Consider the following 25,126-nt stretch of genomic DNA (forward strand, 5'->3'; position numbering starts at 1 on the left):
CCGAACGGACACGAAGAGTATTCCAGAGCGCGAAGCCGCACGCCATGCCGACGGCCGGCTGACCCCTCAGCCTTGTCTGCGGGCTCGGTAGGCGGCGACGTTCAGGCGATTGCCGCACATCTCGTAGGAGTGCCAGCGCTGGGTGCGGCTGCGGGTGGTGTCGTAGAACACGTGCGCGCAGTCGTCGTTGGCGCAGGCGCGGATACGCGACCACGAGCCGGCGGCGATGAGGCTCGCCACCGCCAGGACGATCCCGCCCACCACCGGCTCGCCGGACACCTGCCGCAGCCGCACCTCGCCCGGCGCGGAGAAGGCGTGCCGGACGGTGACCGCCGACGTGTGCTCGCCGAGGTCGGCCCACGCCTGTGCGGCGCCGGGGTCGGCGACGACGGCCATGAGGTCGGTGCGCACGACGCGGACGTCGTCGAGCAGCTCGCGCGGCGGGGGTGAGCCTTCTGGCAGGCCGAACGGGCGCAGGATCGCCTGCGCCGTCTCGGGGTCGTCGAGGGTGTCGGGAAGCGCCGGGGTGGCGTGGGGCCGGGAGTTGAGCAGTTCGATGATCGCCGCCGCGGCCTCGGGGACCGCTCCTGATGCCTGCTTGCCTGCCACGCGCCCCAGCGTACTGCTCGACATGGTCTAACTGCAAAAGAGTTTTACGGACAGCCGGGGCGTGTGCTAAGACTGTAAGTGTCTTTTTGAAAAGCCCATTACATCCAGGAGTTGCATCACCATGAGCAAGTTGACGCTCACCGACATCGGCCCCGACCTCGACCGCACCGTCCGCCTCCACGACGGCACCGACGTGCGGCTCGGCGACCAGGACGTGCTCGTCGCGATCGAGGCCGCGCCGATCAACAACGCCGACGTGCTGTTCGCCGCCGGTTGGTTCGGGGTGCAGCCGCAGCTGCCGAACGAACTCGGCGCCGAGGGCGTGGGACGCGTGCTGCGCGCCGGTTCGCGGGTGGATCAATCGCTCGTCGGCCGGCGGGTCCTCGTGCTGCCCACGTTCCGGCACGGCACCTGGGCCGACGAGACCGTCGTGCCCGCCCGCCACGTCGTCCCCGTGACCGACCGGGCCGACGCGCTGCAGCTCGCCATGCTCCCCGTCAACCCGGCGACGGCCCGCGCCCTGCTGAACGACTACGTCGCCCTCGAGCCGGGCGACTGGGTCGGCCTGAACCTGGCGAACTCCGCCGTCGGCCAGTACGTCGTCGCCCTCGCCAAGAAGGCCGGCGTCAGGACGCTGGCCGTGGTGCGCAGCGAGGAGGCGGCCGAGCGCGTCAGGAAGCTCGGCGCCGACGTCGTCCTCGTCGACGGCGAGGGACTCGGCGAGCGGGCGGTCAAGGCCCTGGACGGCGCGCAGCTGCGCCTGCTCCTGGAGGGCACCGGCGACTCCGCCCAGGTCGCCGAGCTGGCGCCGGCCGTCGAGCCCGGCGGCAGCGTGGTCGTCTTCGCCGCGGCCACCGGCCGGTCGCCGGCCGTGCCGCTGCCGGACCTGATCTACCGCGGGATCTCGCTGCGCGCCTTCTTCATCCTCAACTGGCTGCGTGACACTCCGCGCGAGGAGCTGGAGCGGGTCTACGCCGAGCTCGCCGAGCTGGTCGCGCAGGGCGCGCTCAGGGCCGAGGTGGAGGCGACGTACGAGCTGGCGAGCTACCGGGAGGCCCTCGCCCACGCCCAGCGCACCGGACGCTCCGGCAAGATTCTCTTCGCGCCGGGCCGGAACGCCGCGTAACTTCAGTGGTGGGCCGTCTCGGCTTGGGTGGAGGCGGCCCGTCTGAAATGATCCCCCATAGCAAAATATGTCCGGTTGTGGTTGGGGGAGTGATGATCAAAGCTGTGGTGTTCGACGTCGGTGAGACGCTGATCAGCGAAGACCGCATCTGGACGGCCTGGGCCCGCAGGCTCGGAGTGAGCCCGTTCGTGCTGATGGGTCTCATCGGCGGCACGGCCGCGCTCGACCGCTCGCTCAACGACGCCTTCCTGCTCCTGCGTCCCGACCTCGACCGTGAGGCCGAGGAGCTGGCATGGGAACGCGACGACCCCGACGGGCTGCGCAACCATTTCGATGCCGACGACCTCTACCCGGACGTCCGCGAGGCCCTGGCCGCTCTGCGCGCCGCGGGCCTCCAGGTGATCATCGCCGGCAACCAGCCGGCGCGGGCGTACAACGCGCTCGTGGCCATGGACCTGCCGGTCGACTCCGTGCACACCTCCGACGGGTGGGGCGTGGCCAAGCCCGACCCCGGCTTCTTCGCGAAGGTGGCCGCGGTCTCGGGGCGCGAGCCCGGCGAGATCCTCTACGTCGGCGACCGGGTCGACAACGACGTGTTGCCGGCCGCCGCCGCGGGCATGCGCACCGCGCTGCTGCGCCGCGGCCCGTGGGGCTACCTGCACGCCGAACGTCAGGAGGCGGCGACCGCCGACATGATCGTCGACGATCTGCACGCCCTGCTGCCCGCCCTGCGGCAGATCACCTGAGGTCTTCCTCGGGGTCGATGCGCACCGCCCGCTCCTCGGCCGACAGGTCGTCGTCGTCCCTGCCCCAGTCGTTCGCCACTTCCTCGTCCTCGACGTCGGCGCCGGCCCCCGCGTCCGGCTGGGTCAGCCGGTGCTTGGGGCGGGGTTCGCGCAGGCGCTCGGGGGCCTCCCGCCGCAGGCGTTCGTCGAGGGTGTCGCGGTGCCGGGGGTCGTCCCCGACGATCTCGTGCCGCAGGCCGAGGTCGTCGGTCCACTCGTCGACCTCGATCTGCTGTTCGTCGCTCATGCCGTAGCGGTTCGGTGGTGTTTCGGTCATAGGCGCCCCCTACCCAGAAACGGCCCGCAAACCTGAGGGCCGTTTCTGGGGAGGCCGGCGTCAGCGTCCGATCGCGGACCCGACCTGGGAGCGCGGGTCGGCGGCGCCCGCCAGCAGGCCGTCGGCGCGCACGTCGATGAGGTGCGCGTGCCCGAACGAGCCCCCGTAGGGCAGGGCCGCCACCCGGTGGCCGAGCGCCGACAGGCCGTCGGCCCAGGTCGCGCCCTCCTCCAGGTCGACGACCGCGTCGTCGGGGGCCTCCCACGTGTCGAACCCGGTGCCGCCGCTGCCGAGCCTCCAGCGCGGCGCGGAGATCGCCTTGCCCGGCTCCTCGCCGTGCTTCAGCAGCCGGGTGATGACCTGGAGCAGGATCTGGGGCTGCGCGTCGCCGCCCATCGTGCCGACGACGGTCCGCAACGAGCCGTCGGGACGCGTGACGAGGGCGGGCGTGAGGGTGTGGGGCGGGCGCTTGCGAGGGCCGTACTCGGCGGGGTGGCCGGGCTTGAGCGAGAACCCGATGCCGCGGTTGTGGAGGTTGATCCCGGTACGGGGTTCGAACACCATGCTGCCGAACCCCGACGCGTTCGACTGGATGAGCGAGACGCCCATGCCGTCACCGTCGACCACACACAGGTACGTCGTGTCACCGTCGTGCTGGACCGGGCCGCGCAGCCGCACCCGCGCCAGCGGGTCGATCAGCGCCCGGCGGCGGGCGATCTCGGCGGGGTCGAGGAGATCCTTGGCGTCCTCGTGCAGCACGTCGAGCCGGTCGTACCCGGCCACCCTGGCGGCCTCGGCCAGCAGGTGGGCCCAGGCGGCGTGGTTCGGCGCCGGGGGCAGCTCGAGCCCGTCGGCGACGGCGAGCGACATGAGCAGCAGGTAGCCCTGGGAGTTGGGCGGGGCCGACCAGATGTCGTGGCCGAACGCGCGCACCTTGAGCGGCTCGACCCAGTCGGCGTTCGGCGCCGCGAGGTCGGCCTCGGCGTACTCGCCCGCGCCCAGCTCGACCAGCCCCTGCCCGAACTCGCCCAGGTAGAAGCCGTCGCGACCGTGCTCGGCCACCGCCTCCAGTGCGCGGGCCACGCCGGGCCTGGTCAGCCGGTCGCCCGCGGCGCGTACGGAGGCGAAGTCGGAGCCGCCCGGCCGCCGGGCCGCGTTCGCGGCGCCCGCCGTCATCAGCGGGGAGGCGGGGAACCCGCCGCGGGCCAGCCTGATCGCGGGCGAGAGCAGCTCAGCCATGGGCAGGCGGCCGTACCGGGCGTGCAGGGCGGACCAGCCGTCGACGCAGCCGGGCACCGGGACGGACCGGATGTCGTGAAGGTGGGGCATGCGGGTGTGGCCGTCGGCCCGCAGGCGGTCGGGGTCGGCGCCGGAACCGGCGCGTCCTGAGGCGTTCAGCGCGGTGACCTCGCCGTCGTGGACGAGGGCGAAGAGATCACCGCCCAGACCGCACAGATGGGGGGCGACGACGGAGAGCACGGCGTTCGCGGCGATGGCCGCGTCGGCGGCGGACCCGCCGCGCTCCAGCATGGTGAGCCCGGCGCCGGAGGCCAGGTGGTCGACGGTGCAGACCATGCCGGAGGGAGCGTATCTGGTGTTGTGCACGGGAAGAGCGTACGCCTCCCGCGGCGGCTCACTCCCGCTCGAGCAGCTCGCGGATGCGGGCCCTGGCCTGGCCGAGCTCCCAGTACGCCACCGCGTCAGGCGTTCTCCAGGGCCGGCTCCAGGCGACGTCCTGGTCGTACGGCCTGCGCCACCGTCCGTCCCGAGAGCCTGGCCAGCGTCACGGTCGCCAGCAGCGCGGCCGCCATGCACGCCACCCCGCCGATCTCCAGCGCCGCGCGCGGCCCCAGCGCGTCGCTGAACCCGCCGAGCAGCGGCCCGCCGAAGGCGCCCGCCCCCGAGCTGACGATGGACAGGGTCGCGATCACCCGGCCGCGCATCGGCTCGGGGCTGCCGAGCTGGGCCCGTGCGGAGACGGCGGTGTCGAGGACGACCGCGCCCGCGGCGATCGGCAGCATCGCGGCGCCGAACGTCCACAGCGACGGCATCAGCCCGCTCACGGCCTGCGTGAGCCCCGTCGCGAAGGTCACGGTCAACAGCAGCCGGAACGTGAGGTTCGGCCTGGAGGCCGCCAGGAATCCGCCCAACACCGTGCCGGCCGCGAAGACCGTGGACAGCAGGCCGTACCCGGCCGCCCCCGCGCCCAGCGGCCCGGCGCTCATGGCGGCCATGGTGACCTGGAAGTTGCGCCCGAGACTGCCCGAGACGAACCAGAGCCCGAGCAGCACGAGCAGCCAGGGCGTGCGCAGCACGTACCGCAGACCGTCGCGGACGGCGCCCGGCTGCCGCTCGGCGGCGGCCAGCACGTGGAACTCCCGGCGGCGCATGGCGGCCACGGCGGCGATCACCACGAAGAAGGTGACCGCGTTGATCGTGAACAGGCCGCCGTCGCCGATCACCGGCAGCAGCGCGCCCGCCAGGCTCATGCCGAGGATGCGGCCGGCGGAGTTGAGTACGGAACCGAGCGCCATCGCGTTCTGCAGGTCGCGGGGCGGTACCACCTCGGCGCCGAACCGGCCGAGCGCGGGCCCGCCGAGCGCGGTGACCACGCCGCCGGCCAGCGCCACACCGTAGATCGGCAGGACGGACCGCACGTCCGTGAACGCGATCACGGCCAGCGCGGCGGCGAGCGCCGCCTGCGCGAGCTGCGCGGCGATCACGACGGGACGGGTGGGCAGCCGGTCGGCCAGCGCGCCGCCCCACATGCCGAGCAGCAGCGTCGGCAGCGCCTGCATGACCAGGCTGAGCCCGACGCCGGCCGCCGACCCGGTCAGCGACAGGACGAGCCAGTTGACCCCGAGCACCTGCATCCACGTGCCGGTCACCGAGATGACGTCGGCGCCCGCCCAGAGCCGGTAGTTGTGATGACGCAGAGCCCTGAACGTAGGGGCTGACCTGGGGGACACGGATCTTCCTAGCCTTGACGACGCACCGGGAGGTGAACACGTCCGCTCCAATGCGCGATTTCCGTCACGACCGGAATGTGAGGCACTCCACGTCAGGCGGGGTCGAGCAGGGGATCGTCGCGGCTCACGAGCGCGGCGTAGTGGCCGCCGCCCGCCATCAGCTCGTCGTGGGTGCCGCGCTCGACGATCTTCCCGCGGTCGAGCACGACGATCTCGTCGGCGTCGCGGACGGTGGACAGGCGGTGCGCGATCGTGATCGTCGTACGCCCCCGCGCCAGCGCGTCGAGCGCCTCCTGCACGGCCCGCTCCGTCTGGGTGTCGAGGGCGCTCGTCGCCTCGTCGAGGATGAGCACCTTCGGGTCGCGCAGCAGCGTGCGCGCGATGGCCAGCCGCTGTTTCTCGCCGCCGGAGAAGCGGTAGCCGCGCTCGCCCACCAGGGTGTCGTAGCCGTCGGGCAGCGCGGCGATGTGGTCGTGGATGCGCGCCGCGCGCGCCGCCGCCACCAGCTCCTCGTCGGTGGCCGACGGCCGGGCGAAGCGCAGGTTGTCGGCGATCGAGGCGTGGAACAGGTACGTCTCCTGCGACACCACGCCGACCACCTCGCTCAGCGAATCGAACGTCAGCTCCCGCACGTCGACCCCGTCGATCGTGACCCGGCCGCCGGTGACGTCGTACAGGCGGGGCGGCAGGTAGCTGAGCGTGGTCTTGCCGGATCCGGTCTCGCCCACGACCGCCAGGTTGCCGCCGGCCGGCACGGTCAGGTCGATCCCGGAGAGCGTGGGGGCGTCGCCGTAGGCGAACTCGACGTTCTCGAACCGCACCTCGCCGCGTGCGTCCCGCAGCGAGCGGGTGCCGGGACGGATGTCGATCGGCAGGTCCAGGTACTCGAAGATGCGTCCGAACAGCGCCAGCGAGGTCTGCACCTCGACGCCGAGCCGCAGCAGCTGCACCAGCGGACGGAACATGCCGGTCTGCAGCGTCGTGAACGCCACGAGCGTGCCCACCGTGATCGCGCCGGTGTGGCCGACGGCCCAGTAGATCGCCGCCGGCATCGCCGCCATGACCAGCTGGACGGACGACTGCCGCCAGCGTCCGGCCATGCTGGTGCGCACGCCGAGGTCGGCCAGCTCGTCGGAGGCCCGGCTGAAGCGTTCGGTGAGCTCGGGGGAGCGGCCCATGGTGCGGCCCAGCAGGATGCCGCTGACCGACAGCGACTCCTGGACCATGGTGGCGATGACCGCGAGCTTGCGCTGGCGTTCCGAGGTGATGCGCTTGCGCTCGGAGCCGACCTTGCGGCTGATCCACACGAAGAACGGCATGAGCGCGAGGGAGATCGTCGTGAGCCGCCAGTCGAGGGCGACCATGGCGACGAACGTGGCGATCACGGTGGTGAGGGTGGAGACGAGAGAGGCGGTCGTCGAGGTGACGACCGCCTGCATGCCGCCGATGTCGTTGGCGATGCGCGACTGCACCTCGCCCGTCTTCGTACGGGTGAAGAACGCCAGCGACATGCGCTGCAGATGGTCGTAGACCGCGACGCGCAGGTCGTGCATGACGCGCTGGCCCACGGTCGTGGAGACCAGGGTCTGCAGCACGTCGAACACCGTCGTCGTGACGGCCACCGCGATCATCCCGAGCGCCAGCAGCGCGAGCAGCCCGGCGTCGTGCGACGGGATGGCCGTGTCGAGCACCTCGCGCAGCAGGAACGGGGACGCCAGCGACACCAGCGAGGACAGCAGGATGAAGGCGCCGACCACGGACAACCGGCCCCGGTAAGGGCCGAAGAGCCGGACGATGCGCCCGATCGGCGCGCGTGGTTCCTCCGTCAAGGCAAGCCTCCTTCCCGCTGCGCATTCAAACAGAGGTTAACTCATATTTAATCCCGCTAAACTTGCCGACATGGACGACAAGGAGCTCGCCGAGCTCTTGCATCTGGTCAGCAGACGGCTACGGCACCTCTACGTGCACCGGCTGGTGCCCCTCGGGCTCAACCCAGGCCAGGCGCGGGCGCTGCGCGCGCTCGACGGCGTGGAGCGTCCGCTGCGGATGGTGCAGCTCGCCGACCAGCTGCGCATCGTGCCGCGCTCACTGACCCCCGTGGTGGACGCGCTGGAGGAGGCCGGGCTGGTGAGCAGGGAGGTCGATCCGGCCGACCGCCGCTCGACCCTCGTGGTCATCACGCCGCGGGGCCACGCCATGGCCGAGGCCGCGCGTGGCGCGCGGCGGGAGGCGGGGGAGGAGCTGTTCGCGGTGCTGTCGGACGATCAGCGCGAGCACCTGCGCGAGCTGCTGACCGTGGTGGACGGCCAGTTCAGCGTGGGAACGCCGGATCGCGGATGACGCCGCCGACGACCGTGGCCAGGCAGGGCGGCTCCGCCAGCAGCAGGGCGTACGGGTAGCGGCCGCGGGCGTCGTAGACGGCGAAGTCGGCGCGCGCGCCGGGGCACAGCGCGCCGATCCGGCCGCGTCCGTCGTCCATGCCGAGGGCCGCGGCTCCGCCCAGGGTGGCCGCCTCGACCAGCCGGCGGTCCAGGTCGTGGGGGTGCGGGCCGTGCCCGCGGATCTCCCGCCGTACGGCCGCCGCCGGCGCGAGTGGCCCGCACCCACCCGTGTCCCGTGACGGGCGCCCGCCCGCCTCCAGCGCCGGGGGACAGCTGCCGAAGGCGACGGTGTTGCCCTCGTCCAGCAGGGCAAGCACGTCACCGGCGTGCAGCGCGGACGGGCAGATCGCCACCGCCGTCCGGCGCAGCCGCAGCAGCTTGCGCTCTCCCGGGTCCAAGGGTCGGGGGCACGTGACGTGGCACAGCGGCCCCAGCAGCCTGGCCTCGTCCAACGCGGCGGTCGGGTGCCGGCCCAGGTCGGCGAGCAGCCGCAGGCCGAACGTCCTGGCTTGCACGGCGAGGTCCTCCAGCACCAGGGGGTCGCCGGTGGCAGCCGCCAGCCCGACCACGCGCGGCCGCTCGACCTCGCGGACCGCCGTGATGACCCGGTCGCGCTCCCCGCCCTCCCACTCCTGCTCGTCGCCGGCCACCTCGACGTACGAGATGCCGGGCAACCCCAGGGACTCGGCCACGTCCGTGACCACGGTCGCCCGCGCGGTCACCCCCGGGGCGGGGGCCTGGACGGAGGAGCAGGCGTCCACGAGGCCGGCCACGATCATCCCCTGCCACCGGTGCTCCTCGGCCGCGGGGAAGGCCGAGCGGACGGCCGCCCGCGATCCGACGCGCAGCACGCGGTCGCCCCGGACGGCGAGCGCGCCGTCGCGGAGGGGACCGGCGCACATGGGCAGGACCAGCGCGGCAGAGTGGATCACCACAGGTACGGAGCCCTCGCCCTGGACCGGCCCGGCACGCGCCGCAGGCGGCATCTGGTCTCCCACAGGATCTCGGCCCTTATGTCAATTAAACGAGATATGCGAACAAAGGTGCAATCAAGCCGAATTATGGAGATCCCTGGGGGAGTAGCGTCCGGACAGTCGCGCCAGCTTGAGGCTGAGGTGCAGCGAGAGCCGCTCGCCGCCGTCCTTCAGGTCGGTGCGCGCGAGCTCCTCCACCCGCTGCAGCCGGTAGTACAGCGACGTACGGTGCAGCCGCAGCGCCCGCGACGTGGCGACCGCGCTGCCCGCCAGGTCCAGGTACGTCTCCAGCGTCTCCAGCAGCGGCAGGTGCTGGACGTCGGCCAGCAGTTCCTCAAGGCCCGGATGCAGCTCCTGGTCCGACAGCTGGGTGAGCATCCGGTAGACGCCGAGCCTCGCCCACTCGGCCGTCCGGCCGAGCGCCGGGACCCGCGCCGCGACCTCGGCCGCGTGCCGCGCCTCCCGGTAGGAGTCCGCCGCCTCCTCCAGCGCCGGACGGGTGCGCCCCAGCCCGACGACCACCGGCATCGGCATCGCCGCGTGCATCTCCTCGGCGGGCACCGGCGGGCCCGCCGTGATCAGGACCGCGTGGTCGTAGCGGACGAGGTGCAGCGCGTGGTGCCCGCTCAGCCGCCGGCGCAGCGCCAGCAGCCCCTGCTCCAGCGCCAGCCGCAGGGTGTCGTCCGGCTCGTCCTCGTACGGCCTCGCGACCGCGACGGTCACCGGCTGCGCCTGCGGGAACGAGCCCGCCTCGATGAGCTGCCTGGCCGCGTCCCGTTCGCCGAGCAGCAGGCCCGTGACCGCCTCCAGCTCACGGTGCGAGGCCAGGCCGGTGGCCAGGCTCTCGTGGAACAGCGCGAGGGCGATGGGCGGCGTGACGGCCACGGCCTCGTCCACCTGCTCATGCGACATGGGCGGGTCCGCGTCGATGAACCACAGGAAGCCGAGCAGGCTGTCGGCGTACCGTACGGGGACGCAGACCCGGGGTAACAGGCCGAGGTGCGGCGCGCCCGGGGTGCGCAGCGGTGAGGTGGCCCGGTGGATGCCGCTCGCGCGTAACCACTGCCTGACCTCCGGCACGGTGTGCCGGCGCAGGATCGAGTCGCGGCGCACGTCGTCCATGGTGCCGTTCTGCTCGCTGTACACCACCACGCGCTGCACCCGGTCCTCGAGCAGCAACGGTCGGCCGAGGCGTGCGGCGAGCTCGTCCACGGTCTTCTGCAGGTCCGCCACTGGCCCACCTGTTCACCTGGAGATTTCAACATATGTAGGAAATTTCGGTACAGCTCTTCCCTACATTCATCCGGTGATCTCCGTCAACAACATCGTTACCGTCATTCCGTGTGATAGCCCGAAAGAAGCTGTTAACCGGTGTGCTCACCGCCATCGCGCTCATCCCGATGAGCCTGGTCGCCACACCTGCTTCCGCCGCACCCTCCCCTGCCGACCCGGACACCCCCTGGCGGCAGGACCACTGGCCGCAGACCCAGCCCTGGCAGCTCGACAACCCCGCCGAGGCCCAGACCCTGCGGAAACGACCCGTCCCCGAGATCACGCCGCTCGATCCGCAGAACTGGAAGAACCCCGACCACATGACCTGGTCGGACTACAAGAAGCCCCCGGGCACCAAGTGGAACGACCCCGACCGCAAGGGCTCCACGCGCCAGTTCAAGGGCGCGCTCGTGCTGCTCGACTACCCGAACCAGCCGTTCGTGGTGACGCAGCCTGCGAACTCGACGGTCTTCGGCAACCCGAGCCCGTCGGCCGCCGACATCCCGCGTGACCAGGTCGCCACGTTCTACCAGGACTTCCTGAACACCCCGAACGACCTCAACCGGGGACACACCATCCACGAGTACTGGATGGAGGACTCCGGTGGCCGCATCGGCGTGGACCTGACCGGGTTCGGCCCGTACCAGATGCCGGGCAAGGACCACGAGTACGGCATGGAGTACCAGCGCAACCACTGCCCGGCCGGCGACAACTGCAACCGCAACCTGCGCACCGACGGCAACGCCGCCTGGCTCTCCGCCGTCGGCCAGGAGGTCGCCGACCAGTTCGACTTCGTCTTCTACCTGAGCGCCGGTCAGGACGAGTCGGGCACCTGGCAGGAATTCGGCATGATGAAGTTCCCCACCAAGGAGGACGTGCCGGACGAGTTCGGACCCGAGGGCGACGAGAACCTGCCCAACTGGTCCACCACCCGCTACGTCGACTGGACCTCGTGGCAGGCCGGCTCCAGCTTCTGGCCGAACGCCCGCTTCGGCGTCGACTCGGTGCAGACGGAGAGCTCCGGCATGGGCACCTACGCCCACGAGCTGAGCCACATCTTCGGCATCGGCGACAACTACAACAACCCGTACGGCGTTCCGCCGCGCCGGGCCTACACCGGTGTCTGGGAGATGCTCAGCCGCGGCAGCTTCAACGGCCCGGGCGGTCCGCACTCGCGCTGGATCATCCCGCCGGTCGCGGGCGCGTCCATGGGCGCCCAGCACATGCTCCGCAACAAGATCGACCTCGGCATGGTGGACGAGCAGAACGTCCTGCGCCTGTCGCGTGACGCGCTCGCCCAGTCGGGCGTGGTCACCGCCAAGGTGCTGGCCCGCGTCGCGCAGCCGAAGAAGGACCAGCTGTCGGGCATCAACATCTCGTTCGACACCGGCGATCACAACCCCGACTGCGACTGGCGTACCGACCCGCTCTGCGACGGCGGCAACTACGACAACTACACCGTCGAGGTCGTCGACCGCATGGGCGCCGACTCCTTCACTCCCGACTCCGGCGTCCTCCTGGCCAAGACCAAGAACCAGGACAGCGCCCCGTTCGAGTGGGTGGTCGACGCCAACCCGCAGGACATCAACATGACCGACTACGTCCTGCCCGACGGCACCCAGGTGCCGATCACGATCGGCGACTACCGGCAGCTGGCCGACGCCCTCTTCCACGCGGGCACCGACTCCGGCAGCCAGTACGAGTTCGTCGACGAGGACAACCGCCTGCACTTCTACGTCACCGACGTCGAGCGCGACCGTGAGGGCCTGCTGTCCTACACGGTGGCCATCCGTTCGCTCGACGGCTCGGGCCCGCAGAAGCGCGGCGTGAAGCTGCTGCACGGCTCCGGCGGCCACGGCGACAAGAACGTCTCCACCTGCCGCTTCCCGCTGTTCAACACCGGCAAGGCCGCCCCCGTCCAGGCCGGTCAGCACCCGGAGGACGTCAGCAAGTACCTCGACTCCGACGTCTACCGGCTCACGGCCACGGTCAAGGGTGACGGCTGGACCGCCCAGCTGCCCAACGCCCTGGCCAACGTCAAGTTCGGCGATCGGGAGACCGTGGAGGTCAACGCCGTCCACGCCGACAGCGCCGACCGCAAGGCGACGGTCCAGCTCACCGCCACCTCGGAGAGCGACCCGAGCAAGACGATGACCGCCACCTGCCAGGTGAACGGCCGCTAGGCAAAAGATGGGGTACGGCTGGCGCCGGCCGTACCCCATCGGCTTGAATCACCCCGAAGGGGGTGCTCGTTGTCGGGGAACTTACCGGAGCGGCGACGTCGGCGTCGCTGGACCGCGCGCGTCTCGACCGGCCTCGCGGCCGCCGCGGCGACCGCGCTCGCGGCCTCCGTCGAGTGGGAGATCCCACTGGAGGCCAAGATCGGCGTGACCATGGGCGCGGCCGTCCTCGTCGGTCTGACGACCTGGGCCACCACCGACACGCGGCCCAAGCCACAGCCCCCGCTGGGGCCCGGCCCGGTCGCCCCCGACCAGTGGCCGCCCGTGCCCGAGCACTTCACCGGGCGCGAGGAGCCGCTCGCCGAGCTGCGCGAGGTGCTCGGCCGCCGCAAGAAGGTCTCCGACCTCTCACCACCCCTCGTCATCTCCCTGTACGGCCGCGGCGGCGTCGGCAAGTCGGCGCTCATGACCAGGTTCGGGCAGGAGATCGCCGACCTGTACCCCGACGGACGCCTCTACGCCGACCTGCGCGGCGTGGACGCCCCCGTCGACCCGGAAGAGGTCCTGATCGGCTTCCTGCGCGCGCTCGGCGTCCGGCTCACCACCGATCCGGGCGGCCTGCAGGAGCTGCGCAGGCTCTGGCTGACCTGGACGAAGGGCCGCCGGATCCTCATCGGGCTGGACAACGCACACGACGCCGACCAGATCAAACCGCTGATCCCGGCCGAGACCGGGTGCGCGGTGCTCGTCACGTCCCGCGTGCCGCTGTTCCTCGGCGGCACCCACGACACCCAGCTCGGCGTCTTCACCGAGGCGCAGGGCATCCAGCTGCTGGCCCGGCTGGCCGGCGACGCCAGGGTCGCCTCCGACCTCGACGCCGCCAAGGAGATCGTCCGGCTCTGCGACCACCTGCCCCTCGCCATCAACCTCTGCGGTGGCCGGCTCGCCACCCGCGAGCAGTGGACGCTGCGCGAGATGGCAGGCCGGCTCGCCGACAAGCGCCGTCGCCTCGACCACCTCCAGGTCGCCCACACGGTGGACAAGAGCGTGCGCGCCTCCGTCCAGCTCAGCTACGACGCCTGCACCGGGATGCAGCGCCGCCTGCTGCGCCTGCTCGGCTCCCTGACCGCGCCCGACGTGCCCCAGTGGGTGGCCGGCGAGCTGCTCGACGTCTCCGTGCTCGACGGCGCCGACCAGCTCGAAGCGCTCATCGACGCGCAGCTCGCCGAGTGCTCCGGCACCGACCAGACCGGCGCCATGCGCTACCGGCTCCACGACCTCGTCCGCGTGTTCGCCGCCGAGCTGGGCGACGTCGACGGCGACCGGCGCCGTCCCGCCATCGAACGCGTCCTTTCCGGCTACCGCCGCCGCGCCGAGGAGGCCGCGCAGAACCGCTGGCCGCAGGACTGGAGCCGGGGCGGGCGGCGCTCCACCGACGACGGCGAGCTGCGGGCCGGTGACTGGCTCAACGCCGAGCGGCTCTCCCTGCTCGCCATGATCAGTCAGGCCCGCCAACTTCGGCACTGGGAGCTGACCGCGGGGCTGGCCAGGGCGTTCTGCTCGCTGTGTCATTCGCTGCGGGCGTACTGGTCCGACTGGGCGGCCGTGGCCGAGATCGGCCGCGAGGCGGCCGAGAAGTCCGGCGACGGGCGCGCGCTGGCCATCGCGCTGCTCGACGCCGCCGCCGTGCACGGCGGCCTCGGGCTGCGCCGGCAGGGGCAGGAGGAGGCCGAACGCGCGCTGGAGCTCTTCACCGACCTGGAGGAGCCGTGGTGGGCCGCGCGGGCGCAGCGCGCGATCGGGATGACGCTGTTCAGCGACGGTCACCTCGACCGGGCGCAGGGCTACCTCGTCAACGCGATCGACGGGTTCCGCGCCGAGGAGGACCTGTGGTGGATGGCCCGCACCCAGCGCAACCTCGCCGAACTGTGCCTGGCCGAGCAGCAGCCCGAGAAGGCGCGAGCCCTCCTCGAGGAGGCGCTCGAGACCTTCAAACGGGACGGCAACCGCTACTCGGAGGCCCAGACGCTGCGCGTGTACGGAGAGGTGCTGGCGGCCCAGGCGCGCGACGAGCACGACGCGGGCGAGCACCGGCGCGCCGCCAACCTGTTCGCCAGGGCCGGCGTCAGCCTCGACCGGGCGACGGAGATGTTCAGGAAGCGCGGCGAGCTGTGGGAGGAGGCCCGCTGCCTGCGCGCCGCCGGTGAGGTCGGCGACCCGGAGAACGGGCCGCGCGAACTCGACTACATCCGCCGGGCCGAGGACATCCTGGCCGCGCTCGGAGACGCGTGGGGCGTGGCCAGGACCGCCGTGTCGGCCGGGCGGACGCTGGCCGGCCTCGACCTCGTGGAAGAAGCCGAGCACGAGCTACGGCGCGCGGTCGCGGAGTTCGAGGAGCTCGGTGACCGGTGGTGGATGGCGCTGAGCCTGCGCTACCTGGGCGAGGCGCACCTGGACGCGCACGAGCCCGCGGCCGCCGTCGAACCGCTGGAGCAGGCCAGGGACATCTACCGCAGCCTCGGCGACGAGGCCGGCCTGCGCCGGACCATGAAGCTGCTGGAAGGCGCCCGTCCCGACGCGGGCTGACGGCCGCGGGCGTCGCGTTCAGGCGCCGTACCCGCTCGCCCGGCGGGTCGCGTCGCGCGGCCACTCGGGCGGGCGCGCGGGCGGGTCGGTGAACGGCGTGCTCAGCAGCTCACCGGCGGTCTGCCGGGCCTGCCCGATGCTCTCCTCGAACTGCCTGCGCACGTGCGCCGCCTGCTCCGACAGCTCCTTGATGTGCCGGCGCGCCAGGTCGTCGCGCACGGTGTCGGCGATGAGCTGCTGGTAGTCGGGCGTCCTCGCGGCCATCGCCTCCAGCCGGGCGTGCGTGTGGTAGACCGTGTCGGCCTTGATCACCTGTTTGGCGTACTTCTCCAGGTGACGTACGCGGCGGGTGAGCGACGTCCAGGCGGCGTCGAGCGCGGTCGTGTACGGCTTGAACGCCTCCTCCATGCCGGGCGGCAGATCCCGGGGGACGATCCTGCGGTGCTCGGCGTGCATGGCCGACAGCCGTCTCAGCCGATGGGCGATCTGCCAGATCTCCTCCGGCAGCGACACCTGGTTGTCGATGCTGTCGATCAGGCCCGCGCGGTGCACGTGGGAGCCGAGAATCGCCGCCACGGCGTTCTGCGCCCGGTGCAGCAGCATCTGGCACGGATGGTCGAGGTCCTCCGGCAGGACGTACCGGTCGGCGTGCGTCTGCGCCAGCTGCAGCCGGCGTCTGGTGGAGCGGTAGGTGTTGTCCGTCGCGATCCAGCGGAATAACACGATCACTCCCGCGCCGATCCCCGCCACGAACACCCACGGGCGGTCCGTGAGCACCGAGAGGCAGACGAGGGAGGCGGGCACGAGGAAGAGCAGCGCGGGGTGGGACGTGGTGCTCACGCGCTTTCCGGACCGTGTCTGGCGAAGTATGTGCGGACTCGACAGGAGTTCGGCCGAGGTCTCCGGGGGCAGCGAAGGATCGATCACCAGCCGTGGGGGCAGAGCTCGTGGATCCATCAGGTTCTCCCGAGGGGACCATCGCCTTCAGGCGACGGGGGAATCGGGAGCGGGAGGGCCGCCAAGGCCCGAGCGTGGAGTGACCTGCCTGGTCTGCGCATCAAAGATCTCCGTTCGTCGCGCATGAGATGGACAGCCCTGTTACAAGGATCGTGTGGCACGGCAAGTGCGCACTTCCCCCGGTGCGGCGTATGACCTCGGCTATCACGTGGTGTGGTGCCCGAAGTACCGCCCCCCGGGCCTGGGCGGCCGGGTGAAGGACCGCCTGGAGGAGATGATCCGTGCCAAGGCCGACGGGCACGGTTGGGAGATCGTGGCGGTTGAGGTGATGCCGGACCACGTGCACCTGTTCGTCAAGCCCCACCCGACGAACTCGCCCTCGTACGTGGCCAGCCAGTTCAAGGGCTTCACCTCCCACCACCTTCGCGCCGAGTTCGGCCACCTGCGTTCCCGACTGCCCACACTGTGGTCACGGTCCTTCTTCGTGGCCACGGTCGGCGCGGTGTCGGCCGAGGCGGTGCAGCGCTACATCGAGACTCGGTACGAGCGGCCCCAGGGCGGTGGCCGTGCGTAGATCGTTCAAGTTCCTGCTGCGCCCCACGAGCAAGCAGGCGGCGGCGCTGGCGGCGTGCCTGGAGGACCACCGTACGCTGTACAACGCCGCGCTGGAGCACCGCCGCACCGCCTACGCCACAGCGGGTGTGAGCGTCCGGTACGGCGAGCAGTCGGCCGAGTTGAAGCACATCCGTGCCGATGATGCCGGCGGGCAGGGCCGGTGGTCGTTCTCGTCCCAGCAGGCCACGCTGCGCCGCCTCGACAAGGCGTTTCGCGCGTTCTTCGACCGCGTCCGGACGTAGGACGCGGCGGGATGCTCGGGCTGGGAGTCCCACCGACAGCCGTCGCCGCGTCCTACGTCCGGTTGCAGGGCGTCGGGCACGTCCGCGTCCACCAGCACCGCCCGGTCAAAGGCCGGGTGAAGACGATCAGCGTGAAGCGGGAGGGCTCGCGCTGGTATGTGGTGCTGTCGTGTGATGACGTGCCGGCCGAGCCGCTGCCTGCCACGGGCGCGGTGGCCGGGGTCGATCTGGGCGTGGCCTCGCTGGTCACCACCTCCGACGGTGAGCGTCTGGCGAACCCTCGCCATCTGGCCGCGACTGCCGATCGTCTCGCCGCCGCGCAGCGCGACCTGGCCTGCAGGAAGCGCGGCTCCAAACGCCGCCGCAAGGCCGTGGCCCGTGTCGCTGCCCTGCATGCGAAGGTGCGGCGTCAGCGCCTCGACGGCGCTCACAAGGCTGCGCTCACTCTGGTCCGCGACTACGACGTGATCGTGCACGAGGAGCTGCGGATCGCGAACATGACCCGCTCGGCGTCCGGCACGATGGAAGCGCCCGGCCGCAACGTGGCGCAGAAGTCCGGGCTCAACCGTTCGATTCTGGATGCGGGTTGGGGGGTGTTCCTGACGGTCCTCGCGCACAAGGCTGAAAGCGCCGGTCGAGAGCTGATCGCGGTGAATCCCGCCGACACCTCCCGCACGTGCGCCCGGTGCGGGCACTGCGTGAAGGAGAACCGCGTCACCCAGGCCGAGTTCGCCTGTAGGGCGTGCGGGCATGCCGCGCACGCCGACGTGAACGCGGCGGTCAACATCCTCAGGGCAGGGCTTGCCCTTCGCCAGGCTGCGGGAGCGGCTTGGCGAGAAGCCGCTCCCTTCAGGGAGCGGAGGAGTCACAGGTTCATGCTGCTTCATACGGCAGGGATTTGCTCATGTTTGAGGGACATATAGGGTCTGACAATGAGGGAGATCACAAGGTGGATCGATCTTGAAGGCGCCGTCAACGCGCGCGACCTCGGCGGGCTGCCCACCCGCGACGGCGGACGGACCCGCTTCGGGCGCGTCTTCCGCGCCGACAACCTGCAAGGACTCACCCGCGCGGACGTACGGCTGCTCGTCGCCGACCTGAACCTGCGGCACGTCGTCGACCTGCGCTCGACGGCCGAGGTGCTGCTGGAAGGCCCGGGGCCGCTCGCCCGGGTGCCCGAGGTGCGTCACCACCACCTGACGCTGTTCCTCGAGGGCGGCCGGCGCACCGACGTCGACGCCGACGTCCCCGAGGGGGTCGACGGCGACCGGGTGCTGCCCGGGGTGGGGCGGGTCGCGGACGACGAGGTGCGGGTGAGCGGCTTCTACTACGGCTACCTGCGCGACCGGCCCGACGCCGTGGTGGGGGCGCTGCGCGCGATGGCGCTGGACGACGGGGCCGCGCTCGTGCACTGCGCGGCCGGCAAGGACCGTACGGGGGTGCTGTCGGCGCTGGCCCTGGAGATCACCGGGGTGACCCGGGAGGCGATCGTCGCGGACTACGTGGCGACCGGCGAACGCCTGGAGCAGATACTCAAGCGCCTCCGTCAGAGCGACGCATACCGCGACGACCTCGACTCCCGCCCCGCGGACTACCACGTCCCCCGGGCCGCCTACATGGAACGCTTCCTCACCATCCTCGACACCCGCTTCGGCGGCCCGATGGCCTGGCTCACCCACCATGGCTGGACCCCGGCCGACACCACCGCCATGAAGTCGCGCCTACGCGACTGAGCAAGGGTGGGTGCGGCCGTGGTCAGGTCAGCTGGACGACCGTTCGTTCGGCGGCCGAGCGGCGGGCCGCCTCCAGGACGGCCAGCACCTCGACCGCGCTCTCCGGGTCGACGGGCGGCGGGGCGCCCTCACGCAGCGCCGCCGCCACGCCCCGGTAGAAGTCGAGGTACGTGCCGGTGTCGGTGCGCACGAGCTGCTGGTCACCCGGCGTGCCGAGAAAGCCCCACCGGTCCTCCTCGTCGTCCCCGAACCCCGGCGAATCGGGCGTCATCCCGGCGCGCAGGCGCTCCTCCTGCACGTCCATGCCGTGCTTGACGAACGCCGCCGTCGAGCCGAGCACGCGGAAGCGGGGGCCGAGCCGGGCTGCGACCGAGCTGGCCCACAGGTGGGAACGCGCGCCGCTCTCGTGCGTGAGCGCGATGAACGTGTCGTCGTCCCCCGTCACCCCCGCCCGCCGTACGTCGCTCTCGCAGTAGACCTCGCGCACCGGCCCCAGCAACTGGACGGCCTGGTCGACGAGGTGGCTGCCCAGGTCGTAGAGCAAGCCGGGGACCTCCTCAGGTCCGCCGCGCTCGCGCCACCCGCCCTTGGGCACCGGCCGCCACCGCTCGAAGCGCGACTCCAGGCGGTGCACGTCGCCGAGCCGCCCCTCCGCCACCAGCCGTCGCAGCGTCCGGAAGTCCCCGTCCCAGCGGCGGTTGTGGAACACCGTCAGCATGAGCCCCCGCTCACGCGCCAGCCGGACGAGCTCGCGGCCCTCCGCGACGGTGCGGGCCAGCGGCTTGTCCACGACGACGGGAAGCCCGTGGGACAGCGCGGCGGTGGCCGTGCTCACGTGCGTGCGGTTCGGCGAGGCGACCACCACGAGGTCGCAACGCTCCCACAGGTCGCGGACGTCGGTCACGGCGGCGGCGCCGTACCTGCCGCCGACCTCGGCCTGGCGTTCGGGGTCGCGGGTCACCACGGCCGACAGCGTCAGGCCGGGGGTGGCCTGGATCAAAGGGGCGTGGAAGTACGCCCCGGCAACGCCGTAACCGACCAGACCGACGCGAATCTCCCTCATCGCGCCAGGCTATCCCGTCCCACCCGTTCACCCGCCCGCCTGACGAACCGGGCGCGGACCCTACTCCTCCTCGCGCTCGGCGAGGAACCGCTCGAACTGGGCGGCGAGCTCGTCGCCCGTGGGCATGGGCGTCGTCTCGGCCAGCAGGTTCTCCCGCTCCTCCCCGCCCGCGAAGGCGTCGTACTGCTGCTCCAGCCCCCGGATGGCGGTGGACAGCTCGCTGGAGGCGCTGATCTGCTCCTCGATCTCCGTCGTCGTACGGTCGGCCGCGTCGCGCAGCGCGTCCAGCGGGAAGACGAGCCCCGTCGACCTCGTCACGGCCTCCAGGGCGGTGACGGCCGCGGTCGGGTACTCGGCCTGCGACAGGTAGTGGGGGACGTGCACCGCGTACCCGACCACGTCGTGCCCCTTCGCGCCGAGCCGGAGCTCCACCAGCGCCGCCGCGCTGCCGGGCACCTGCACCCGTCCGAAGACGTTCGGCTGCGTGTTGATCAGCTCCGGCCGGGTGGCGTGCGCGGTGACGCCGAGCGGCCTCGTGTGGGGGACCGCCATGGGGATGCCGTGCAGCGTCACGAGCTTGCTCACCTTCAGCCTCTCGACCAGCTCGCCCACCGCCCGGGTGAACAGCTCCCACTCACGGTCCGGCTCGGGCCCGCTCAGCAGCAGGAACGGCGTGCCCGTCGCGTCTTTCGCGGCGTGGACGGACAGCTCGGGGGACTCGCACTCGACCCAGCGGTCGGTGTCGAACGTCATGACCGGCCGGCGGGACCGGTAGTCGAGCAGCCGGTCCACGTCGAACGTCGCCACAACTTGGTGCTCCAGCTCGGCCAGCAGGTGGCCCACCGCGAGACGTCCTGCGCCACCAGCGTCAACGAAACCCTCGAAGTGATACAGCAACACCGGATCAGTCAGCTCGGGCACCTCGTCGGCGAGCTCGTAGAGATCCATCGGGTCGAACACGTTGGACAGCCTTTCCGTAGGTACGCATCACCAGAACCCATGACGTACCGGAACGATTCCGTGCAGGGCACCCTATCGAGGCAGAATGTAAGACATGGACGAAGACCCGGAGGTCGTGGAGCTCGCCACCAGGGTGTTCAACCTGGCCCGGGAGGGCGAGACCGAGACGCTGCGCGCGTACGTGGAGGCGGGGGTGTCTGCCAACCTGGCCAACGACAAGGGCGACACCCTGCTGATGCTGGCGGCCTACCACGGCCACGCGGACACCGTACGCATGCTCACCGACCACGGCGCCGACCCCGACCGCCCGAACGACCGCGGCCAAACCCCGCTGGCCGGCGCAGTCTTCAAAAAGGAACCCACAGTCGTCCAAGCCCTACTGGCCGCCGGCGCCAACCCCCACGCAGGCCGGCCGTCCGCGATGGAAACCGCGAGGCTGTTCAATGTTCAGGAGTGGCTGGGCGCATAAGGACATGTCTTAAACGTAATAAAGAGGTTACATCACGCTATATAGCCAATATGGACTCAGGCGTCGACCATGCGTTTATGGGCATTACATCTGCGCGCCATCCCCTCCGTATTCCCGCATTACGCTGCCCCTTCGAAAGCCAAGTAAATCCGCATGTCACAGAGGCGAGCGAAGACAGTTTCCGATGGTTGCTGGAGTCCGGCATGCTGCAGGAGCCGGAGATACTCGACCGATACCGGAGCGCCCAGTTCGGCTGGCTCACCGCGCGAGCGTATCCGCTCGTGGACCGAGACATGCTCAAGCTCCTCATGGACTGGTGTATCTGGCTCTTCGCCTTCGACGACGGCTTCTGTGAGTCGGAGACGTTCAGCAAGCACACAGGCCTCATCGCCCGTGCCCTCCCGGAGATGTTCCGTGTCCTCCACGACATCGAGTCCGACGAGCCCGTCACGAACGTCTTCGCCAAGTCCCTCCAAGAGCTCAAGGGCCGCATCGAGGTACATGCCGAGCGCGATCAGCTCGACCGGTGGTGCACCGCGACGAAGGAGTACATCTTCGCCCAGGTGTGGGAGGCGGCGAACCGGGAGTCGGATGTGGTTCCCACTCCTGAGGACTACGTGTTCATGCGTCGGCGCACCGGCGCCATGTATCCGGTGTACGCCCTCATCGACATCGCGGGCCATCAGCGGCTAGGCCCCGAGGAATGGCACCACCCCGACATCCGGGCCCTCACCGAGCACGCCAACGACCTGGTCGTGTGGGACAACGACCTCTTTTCGTATGCCAAGGAACGGGAGCACGACAAAGCCCGCCACAACTTGGTGAACGTGCTGATGACCCATCGCGGCTACTCCCTGCAGGAGGCTCTCGACGAAGTGGCGCTGATGCACGACCACGCCGTCGCGGAGATGGTGAGGCTACGCGCCTCGGTCGAGACCTGGGGTTCACCTGCGGTGCTCGCCTACGTGCAAGGCCTCGAACACTGGGTGCGGGGCCACATCGAGTACTCGCTCGGCAGCGCGCGCTACATCAAGGCGTGGCCGACGAGCACCCAGTGGCTCCAAGCGTCCTGACCCTGCCCGCCCCTTGACCCTACGACGAGGCGTCCAGGTCGCCCAGTGCGAGCGTGGTCGCCTCGTCTAGGTCGAGTTCGGTGCCCAGCACGAAAGCCTGTTTGTAACCATCGACGCCCAGGCGCCGCTCACACTCCTTGACGCACTTCTCATGGTCGACCGTCAGGAACGGTGCCCCCAGCATCGGCAAGCCCGCCGAGCGCCAGTTCTGGTGCAGTGCGCCGAGCAGCATAGACGCGACATCCACTCGCTCCACCGCCGCGTAGATCCGCGCCACCGTCTCGAGCGTGATGAGGGTTCCGAGCGTGTCGTGGAAGTGCCGTTTGATTCGAAGGCTCTCTCGGGCGTTTCCCAGCGCCAGGTCTGTCCGCTTCGTGTGCAGCCTGGTCACGGACAGCGCCCAGTTCGCATAAGAACCGACCCACAGCTCGCCGCGTTCCACACAGACCTGTAGACAGTCCACCAGGAGGGACTCAGCCTCGTACAGCTCGCCCTGCGAGGTGAGCACGATCGCGAGCTCGACGACGGCGGGCAGCAGGCCGGGATTGAGCTCCTTGTTCTCGGTGTTGAATTCGATCGCCACGCCCAGCAGCGCGCTGGCCTTCTGGAGATCACCCTGGAGCAGCGCCGCCGTGCCCTGCATCTTGGAAGACAGGATCACCGCACGCGAGTCTCCGACCTTGACCGCTTCGGTGCTGCAATGCTCGGCCGCCGTGAGCGCTCCCACGCTGTCGCCTTGGCAGCTACGCACGTAGGAGAGCACCCAAAGGGCCTTGCACCGCTCCTTGCTCGCCTTGGGGTTGGCGACCAGCGCCCGCTCCAGATAGAGGCGGCCTTCGCGGGCGAATCCACAGCAAACCCACATGAACCAGAGCGACGACAGCAACGTCAACGCCAGTGGCTCCTTGCCAGGAGTCCGCAGTGCGTAATCGAGTGCGCTTCGGACATTGTCGTGCTCCTGGCGCATGCGAATGAACCAGTAGATCTGTCGCGGGCCTGACCAGGCCTCCTCGCCGCGCTGGGCGAGGCTCAGGTAGTACTCCAGGTGCCGCTGCTGCATCTGCTCGGACTGGCCGAGCTTCTCGAGCCACTCCTGGCCGTACTCGGCGAGGGTGTCGATCAGTTTGTAGCGCACGCCGGCGTGGTTGCTGCGGATCATCAGGATGGACTTCTCGACCAAGCCCCCGATGAGGTCGGTGATGCGCTCGGCGGACAGGCGGCTGTCGGAGCAGACGAAGCGGGCCGCGTCGAGTTCGAAGTCGCCGGCGAACACCGACAGCCGGGCCCACAGCAGCCGCTCCTCCGGCTCGCACAGCTCGTGGCTCCAGCCGATGGCCGCGCGCAGCGTCTGGTGGCGGGGCAGTGCCGTACGGCTCGCCCCGGCCAGCAGGCTGAAGCGGTCGGTCAGCAGCCCGAGTACCTGGTCGACCGACAGGGCGCGCAGACGTACGGCGGCCAGCTCGATCGCCAGCGGGATGCCGTCGAGGCGGCGGCACAGTTCGGCGATCGCGCCGATGTTGTCCTCGTCGAGCACGAATTCGGGCACGCTCGCCCCGGCCCGGTCGGCGAAGAGCTGGACGGACTCGTTGGTGAACAGGCTCTCGGTCGGGTCGTCGCCGGGCACCTGCAGCGGCGGCACCGGCACGACGTGCTCGTACGGCAGGTTGAGCGACTGGCGGCTGGTCGCCAGCACCTTCAGGTTGGGCGCGGCCTCGAGCAGCTCGTGCACCAGCTCGGCGCAGCCCTGGATGAGGTGTTCGCAGGTGTCGATGATGAGCAGCATGTCGCGCTCGCCGACCCACTCGGCGAGCGTCTCTGACTCGGCGCGCGAGGACTGGTCGGCGATGCCGAGCGCGGAGGCGATGGTGTGCTTGACCATGCCCGCGTCCTGCAGCCGGGCAAGGTCGGCGAACCAGACGCCGTCGGGGTAGCTCGCGCGCACCTGGTGGGCGAGGCGCAGCACCGTGCGGGACTTGCCCACGCCGCCGATGCCGGTCACGGTCACCAGACGTGACTCGCTGAGGTGCCGTTTGAGGTTGGCGAGGAGTCGGGTCCTGCCCACGAAGCTGGTGAGCTCCGCCGGTAGATTGCCTTCTCGCCGCCAGCCGGTCGGGGTGGCCATGCGCAGCCTCACGGGGGGTAGGCGACACCTGCCTTCGTATCGTACCGCCGTGATCCGGACCTGTCCCCGTAGCAAGGGAGACACCAGGTACCGGTTTGTACGCCCAGGTAGCATGTCATCCGTGGAAGATTTCCTACCCGAGCAGACGTCCGACGACCTCGACCTGGGGTGGGGTGACTGGTCGCGGGACGACCAGGACGCGTTCTACCTCGAGAACAGGCCGCCTCACTGGGGCTGAGCCTTGCCCGACCTCACCCGTTCCCTGCGCGCCGCCACTCCGGCCGACTACGACGCCATCACCGCCGTGGTCGACGAGTGGTGGGGGCGTCCGGTGTTGCCCGCTTTGCCGCGGCTCTTTCTTGACCATTTCCACCGGACCAGCCTGATCGCCGAACAGGGTGACGAGATGGTGGGGTTCCTCGTCGGGTTCATGTCGCCGTCCCTGCCGGGGGAGGCGTACATCCATTTCGTGGGCGTCGCGCCCGAGGTGCGCGCGAGCCACCTCGGCCGCGTCATGTACGAGCGCTTCTTCGACCTCGCCCGTGCCGATGGCAGGCACGTCGTACGGGCCATCACCTCGCCTGTCAACGCGGCCTCCGTCGCCTTCCATCGCCGCATGGGCTTCGCGGCCGGCGACCCCGTGGACGGTTATCACGGCCCAGGCCGCAGCATGGTCACCTTCGTCCGGGAGATCTGACCAAGCGATCTTTTCCACTTTCTGTGGAAATCTCTG

General features: G+C 70.8%; 23 protein-coding genes. 12 read left to right on the forward strand and 11 right to left on the reverse strand.

The window, feature by feature from the left end; all coding sequences use genetic code 11:
• Positions 1-66: 66 nt before the first annotated feature.
• Positions 67-609: a CGNR zinc finger domain-containing protein gene (locus tag BLR04_RS20245; protein ID WP_176903193.1), complete on the reverse strand. Its 543-nt coding sequence runs from the start codon at positions 607-609 to the stop codon at positions 67-69.
• Between the two features lie 121 nt (positions 610-730).
• On the opposite strand from BLR04_RS20245, the gene BLR04_RS20250 reads away from it, so the two are divergent.
• Together BLR04_RS20250 and BLR04_RS20255 are read left to right on the forward strand one after the other, a co-directional pair.
• Positions 731-1,735 carry a zinc-dependent alcohol dehydrogenase family protein gene (locus tag BLR04_RS20250; protein ID WP_090767463.1) on the forward strand — a complete coding sequence of 335 codons (1,005 nt, stop codon included), beginning with the start codon at positions 731-733 and terminating at the stop codon, positions 1,733-1,735.
• A 92-nt stretch (positions 1,736-1,827) separates the two neighbouring features.
• The gene (locus BLR04_RS20255; protein WP_090767466.1) at positions 1,828-2,481 is read left to right on the forward strand and encodes an HAD family hydrolase; all 654 of its coding nucleotides are present in this window, start codon (positions 1,828-1,830) and stop codon (positions 2,479-2,481) included.
• Here BLR04_RS20255 and BLR04_RS20260 read toward each other — a convergent pair.
• The 4 genes from BLR04_RS20260 to BLR04_RS20275 form a co-directional block, all read right to left on the reverse strand.
• A complete protein-coding gene (locus tag BLR04_RS20260; protein WP_245740359.1) occupies positions 2,474-2,797 on the reverse strand; it encodes a DUF5709 domain-containing protein in 324 nt (107 codons plus the stop codon). The genes BLR04_RS20255 and BLR04_RS20260 overlap by 8 nt on opposite strands.
• A gap of 60 nt (positions 2,798-2,857) precedes the next feature.
• Complete coding sequence (locus tag BLR04_RS20265; RefSeq protein ID WP_090767472.1) at positions 2,858-4,402, reverse strand: gamma-glutamyltransferase family protein; 1,545 nt, start codon at positions 4,400-4,402, stop codon at positions 2,858-2,860.
• A gap of 95 nt (positions 4,403-4,497) precedes the next feature.
• Positions 4,498-5,766 carry an MFS transporter gene (locus tag BLR04_RS20270; protein ID WP_090767475.1) on the reverse strand — a complete coding sequence of 423 codons (1,269 nt, stop codon included), beginning with the start codon at positions 5,764-5,766 and terminating at the stop codon, positions 4,498-4,500.
• Between the two features lie 92 nt (positions 5,767-5,858).
• Entirely contained in the window at positions 5,859-7,595 is a 1,737-nt protein-coding gene (locus BLR04_RS20275) for an ABC transporter ATP-binding protein (RefSeq protein WP_245740360.1), read from the reverse strand.
• Positions 7,596-7,665: 70 nt separating this feature from the next.
• Here BLR04_RS20275 and BLR04_RS20280 point away from each other — a divergent pair, with 70 nt between their 5' ends.
• Complete coding sequence (locus BLR04_RS20280) at positions 7,666-8,106, forward strand: MarR family winged helix-turn-helix transcriptional regulator (RefSeq protein WP_090767481.1); 441 nt, start codon at positions 7,666-7,668, stop codon at positions 8,104-8,106.
• Here the strand turns inward: BLR04_RS20280 and BLR04_RS20285 are convergent.
• Both BLR04_RS20285 and BLR04_RS20290 read right to left on the reverse strand, forming a co-directional pair.
• Positions 8,078-9,133, reverse strand: a complete 1,056-nt coding sequence (locus tag BLR04_RS20285; protein ID WP_090767484.1) for an amidohydrolase family protein — start codon at positions 9,131-9,133, stop codon at positions 8,078-8,080. The two genes, BLR04_RS20280 and BLR04_RS20285, sit on opposite strands and share 29 nt — an antisense overlap.
• 63 nt (positions 9,134-9,196) lie before the next feature.
• A complete protein-coding gene (locus BLR04_RS20290) occupies positions 9,197-10,354 on the reverse strand; it encodes a PucR family transcriptional regulator (protein WP_090767488.1) in 1,158 nt (385 codons plus the stop codon).
• 140 nt (positions 10,355-10,494) lie between these two features.
• Here BLR04_RS20290 and BLR04_RS20295 point away from each other — a divergent pair, with 140 nt between their 5' ends.
• Both BLR04_RS20295 and BLR04_RS20300 read left to right on the forward strand, forming a co-directional pair.
• On the forward strand, positions 10,495-12,576 hold the full coding sequence (locus BLR04_RS20295) for a M6 family metalloprotease domain-containing protein (protein WP_245740361.1): 2,082 nt from the start codon (positions 10,495-10,497) through the stop codon (positions 12,574-12,576).
• Positions 12,577-12,645: 69 nt separating this feature from the next.
• Positions 12,646-15,159 carry an ATP-binding protein gene (locus BLR04_RS20300; protein ID WP_090767490.1) on the forward strand — a complete coding sequence of 838 codons (2,514 nt, stop codon included), beginning with the start codon at positions 12,646-12,648 and terminating at the stop codon, positions 15,157-15,159.
• An 18-nt stretch (positions 15,160-15,177) separates the two neighbouring features.
• Here the strand turns inward: BLR04_RS20300 and BLR04_RS20305 are convergent, their stop codons facing one another.
• A complete protein-coding gene (locus tag BLR04_RS20305; RefSeq protein WP_090767494.1) occupies positions 15,178-15,999 on the reverse strand; it encodes a hypothetical protein in 822 nt (273 codons plus the stop codon).
• Between the two features lie 283 nt (positions 16,000-16,282).
• Between BLR04_RS20305 and tnpA the strand changes: the two genes are divergently transcribed.
• Genes tnpA through BLR04_RS20320 form a run of 4 tightly spaced genes read left to right on the forward strand, consistent with a single transcriptional unit; the run spans position 16,283 to position 18,706 of the window.
• Positions 16,283-16,690: an IS200/IS605 family transposase gene (tnpA, locus tag BLR04_RS20310; RefSeq protein WP_090767496.1), complete on the forward strand. Its 408-nt coding sequence runs from the start codon at positions 16,283-16,285 to the stop codon at positions 16,688-16,690.
• Positions 16,683-16,973 (forward strand): helix-turn-helix domain-containing protein, encoded by a 291-nt coding sequence (locus BLR04_RS41860; RefSeq protein ID WP_245740362.1) that lies wholly within the window; start codon positions 16,683-16,685, stop codon positions 16,971-16,973. The genes tnpA and BLR04_RS41860 overlap by 8 nt, the downstream gene beginning before the upstream one ends.
• A gap of 11 nt (positions 16,974-16,984) precedes the next feature.
• Positions 16,985-17,896: an RNA-guided endonuclease InsQ/TnpB family protein gene (locus BLR04_RS20315; protein WP_245740363.1), complete on the forward strand. Its 912-nt coding sequence runs from the start codon at positions 16,985-16,987 to the stop codon at positions 17,894-17,896.
• A gap of 9 nt (positions 17,897-17,905) precedes the next feature.
• On the forward strand, positions 17,906-18,706 hold the full coding sequence (locus tag BLR04_RS20320; protein ID WP_090767499.1) for a tyrosine-protein phosphatase: 801 nt from the start codon (positions 17,906-17,908) through the stop codon (positions 18,704-18,706).
• Between the two features lie 22 nt (positions 18,707-18,728).
• Here BLR04_RS20320 and BLR04_RS20325 read toward each other — a convergent pair whose 3' ends face one another.
• On the reverse strand, positions 18,729-19,769 hold the full coding sequence (locus tag BLR04_RS20325; RefSeq protein ID WP_090767501.1) for a Gfo/Idh/MocA family oxidoreductase: 1,041 nt from the start codon (positions 19,767-19,769) through the stop codon (positions 18,729-18,731).
• 60 nt (positions 19,770-19,829) lie between these two features.
• Positions 19,830-20,729, reverse strand: a complete 900-nt coding sequence (locus BLR04_RS20330) for a proteasome assembly chaperone family protein (protein WP_176903195.1) — start codon at positions 20,727-20,729, stop codon at positions 19,830-19,832.
• 94 nt (positions 20,730-20,823) lie between these two features.
• Between BLR04_RS20330 and BLR04_RS20335 the strand changes: the two genes are divergently transcribed.
• A complete protein-coding gene (locus BLR04_RS20335) occupies positions 20,824-21,198 on the forward strand; it encodes an ankyrin repeat domain-containing protein (protein ID WP_090767504.1) in 375 nt (124 codons plus the stop codon).
• A gap of 203 nt (positions 21,199-21,401) precedes the next feature.
• A complete protein-coding gene (locus tag BLR04_RS20340) occupies positions 21,402-22,271 on the forward strand; it encodes a terpene synthase family protein (RefSeq protein WP_143022114.1) in 870 nt (289 codons plus the stop codon).
• 19 nt (positions 22,272-22,290) lie between these two features.
• Here the strand turns inward: BLR04_RS20340 and BLR04_RS20345 are convergent, their stop codons facing one another.
• Positions 22,291-24,405 carry an ATP-binding protein gene (locus BLR04_RS20345; RefSeq protein WP_245740364.1) on the reverse strand — a complete coding sequence of 705 codons (2,115 nt, stop codon included), beginning with the start codon at positions 24,403-24,405 and terminating at the stop codon, positions 22,291-22,293.
• A gap of 229 nt (positions 24,406-24,634) precedes the next feature.
• On the opposite strand from BLR04_RS20345, the gene BLR04_RS20350 reads away from it, so the two are divergent.
• A complete protein-coding gene (locus BLR04_RS20350) occupies positions 24,635-25,090 on the forward strand; it encodes a GNAT family N-acetyltransferase (protein ID WP_090767512.1) in 456 nt (151 codons plus the stop codon).
• Positions 25,091-25,126: the final 36 nt, after the last annotated feature.

Source organism: Nonomuraea maritima, assembly GCF_900100395.1.
Classification (GTDB): Bacteria; Actinomycetota; Actinomycetes; order Streptosporangiales; family Streptosporangiaceae; genus Nonomuraea; species Nonomuraea maritima.

What these genes read in the sequence shown, in the direction of transcription:
- BLR04_RS20250 (WP_090767463.1), top strand. Translation starts at nt 731, where the DNA reads ATGAGCAAGTTGACGCTCACCGACATCGGCCCCGACCTCGACCGCACC.
- BLR04_RS20255 (WP_090767466.1), top strand. Translation starts at nt 1,828, where the DNA reads ATGATCAAAGCTGTGGTGTTCGACGTCGGTGAGACGCTGATCAGCGAA.
- BLR04_RS20260 (WP_245740359.1), bottom strand. Translation starts at nt 2,797, where the DNA reads ATGACCGAAACACCACCGAACCGCTACGGCATGAGCGACGAACAGCAG.
- BLR04_RS20280 (WP_090767481.1), top strand. Translation starts at nt 7,666, where the DNA reads ATGGACGACAAGGAGCTCGCCGAGCTCTTGCATCTGGTCAGCAGACGG.
- BLR04_RS20285 (WP_090767484.1), bottom strand. Translation starts at nt 9,133, where the DNA reads ATGCCGCCTGCGGCGCGTGCCGGGCCGGTCCAGGGCGAGGGCTCCGTA.
- BLR04_RS20315 (WP_245740363.1), top strand. Translation starts at nt 16,985, where the DNA reads ATGCTCGGGCTGGGAGTCCCACCGACAGCCGTCGCCGCGTCCTACGTC.
- BLR04_RS20320 (WP_090767499.1), top strand. Translation starts at nt 17,906, where the DNA reads ATGAGGGAGATCACAAGGTGGATCGATCTTGAAGGCGCCGTCAACGCG.
- BLR04_RS20325 (WP_090767501.1), bottom strand. Translation starts at nt 19,769, where the DNA reads ATGAGGGAGATTCGCGTCGGTCTGGTCGGTTACGGCGTTGCCGGGGCG.
- BLR04_RS20335 (WP_090767504.1), top strand. Translation starts at nt 20,824, where the DNA reads ATGGACGAAGACCCGGAGGTCGTGGAGCTCGCCACCAGGGTGTTCAAC.
- BLR04_RS20340 (WP_143022114.1), top strand. Translation starts at nt 21,402, where the DNA reads ATGCTGCAGGAGCCGGAGATACTCGACCGATACCGGAGCGCCCAGTTC.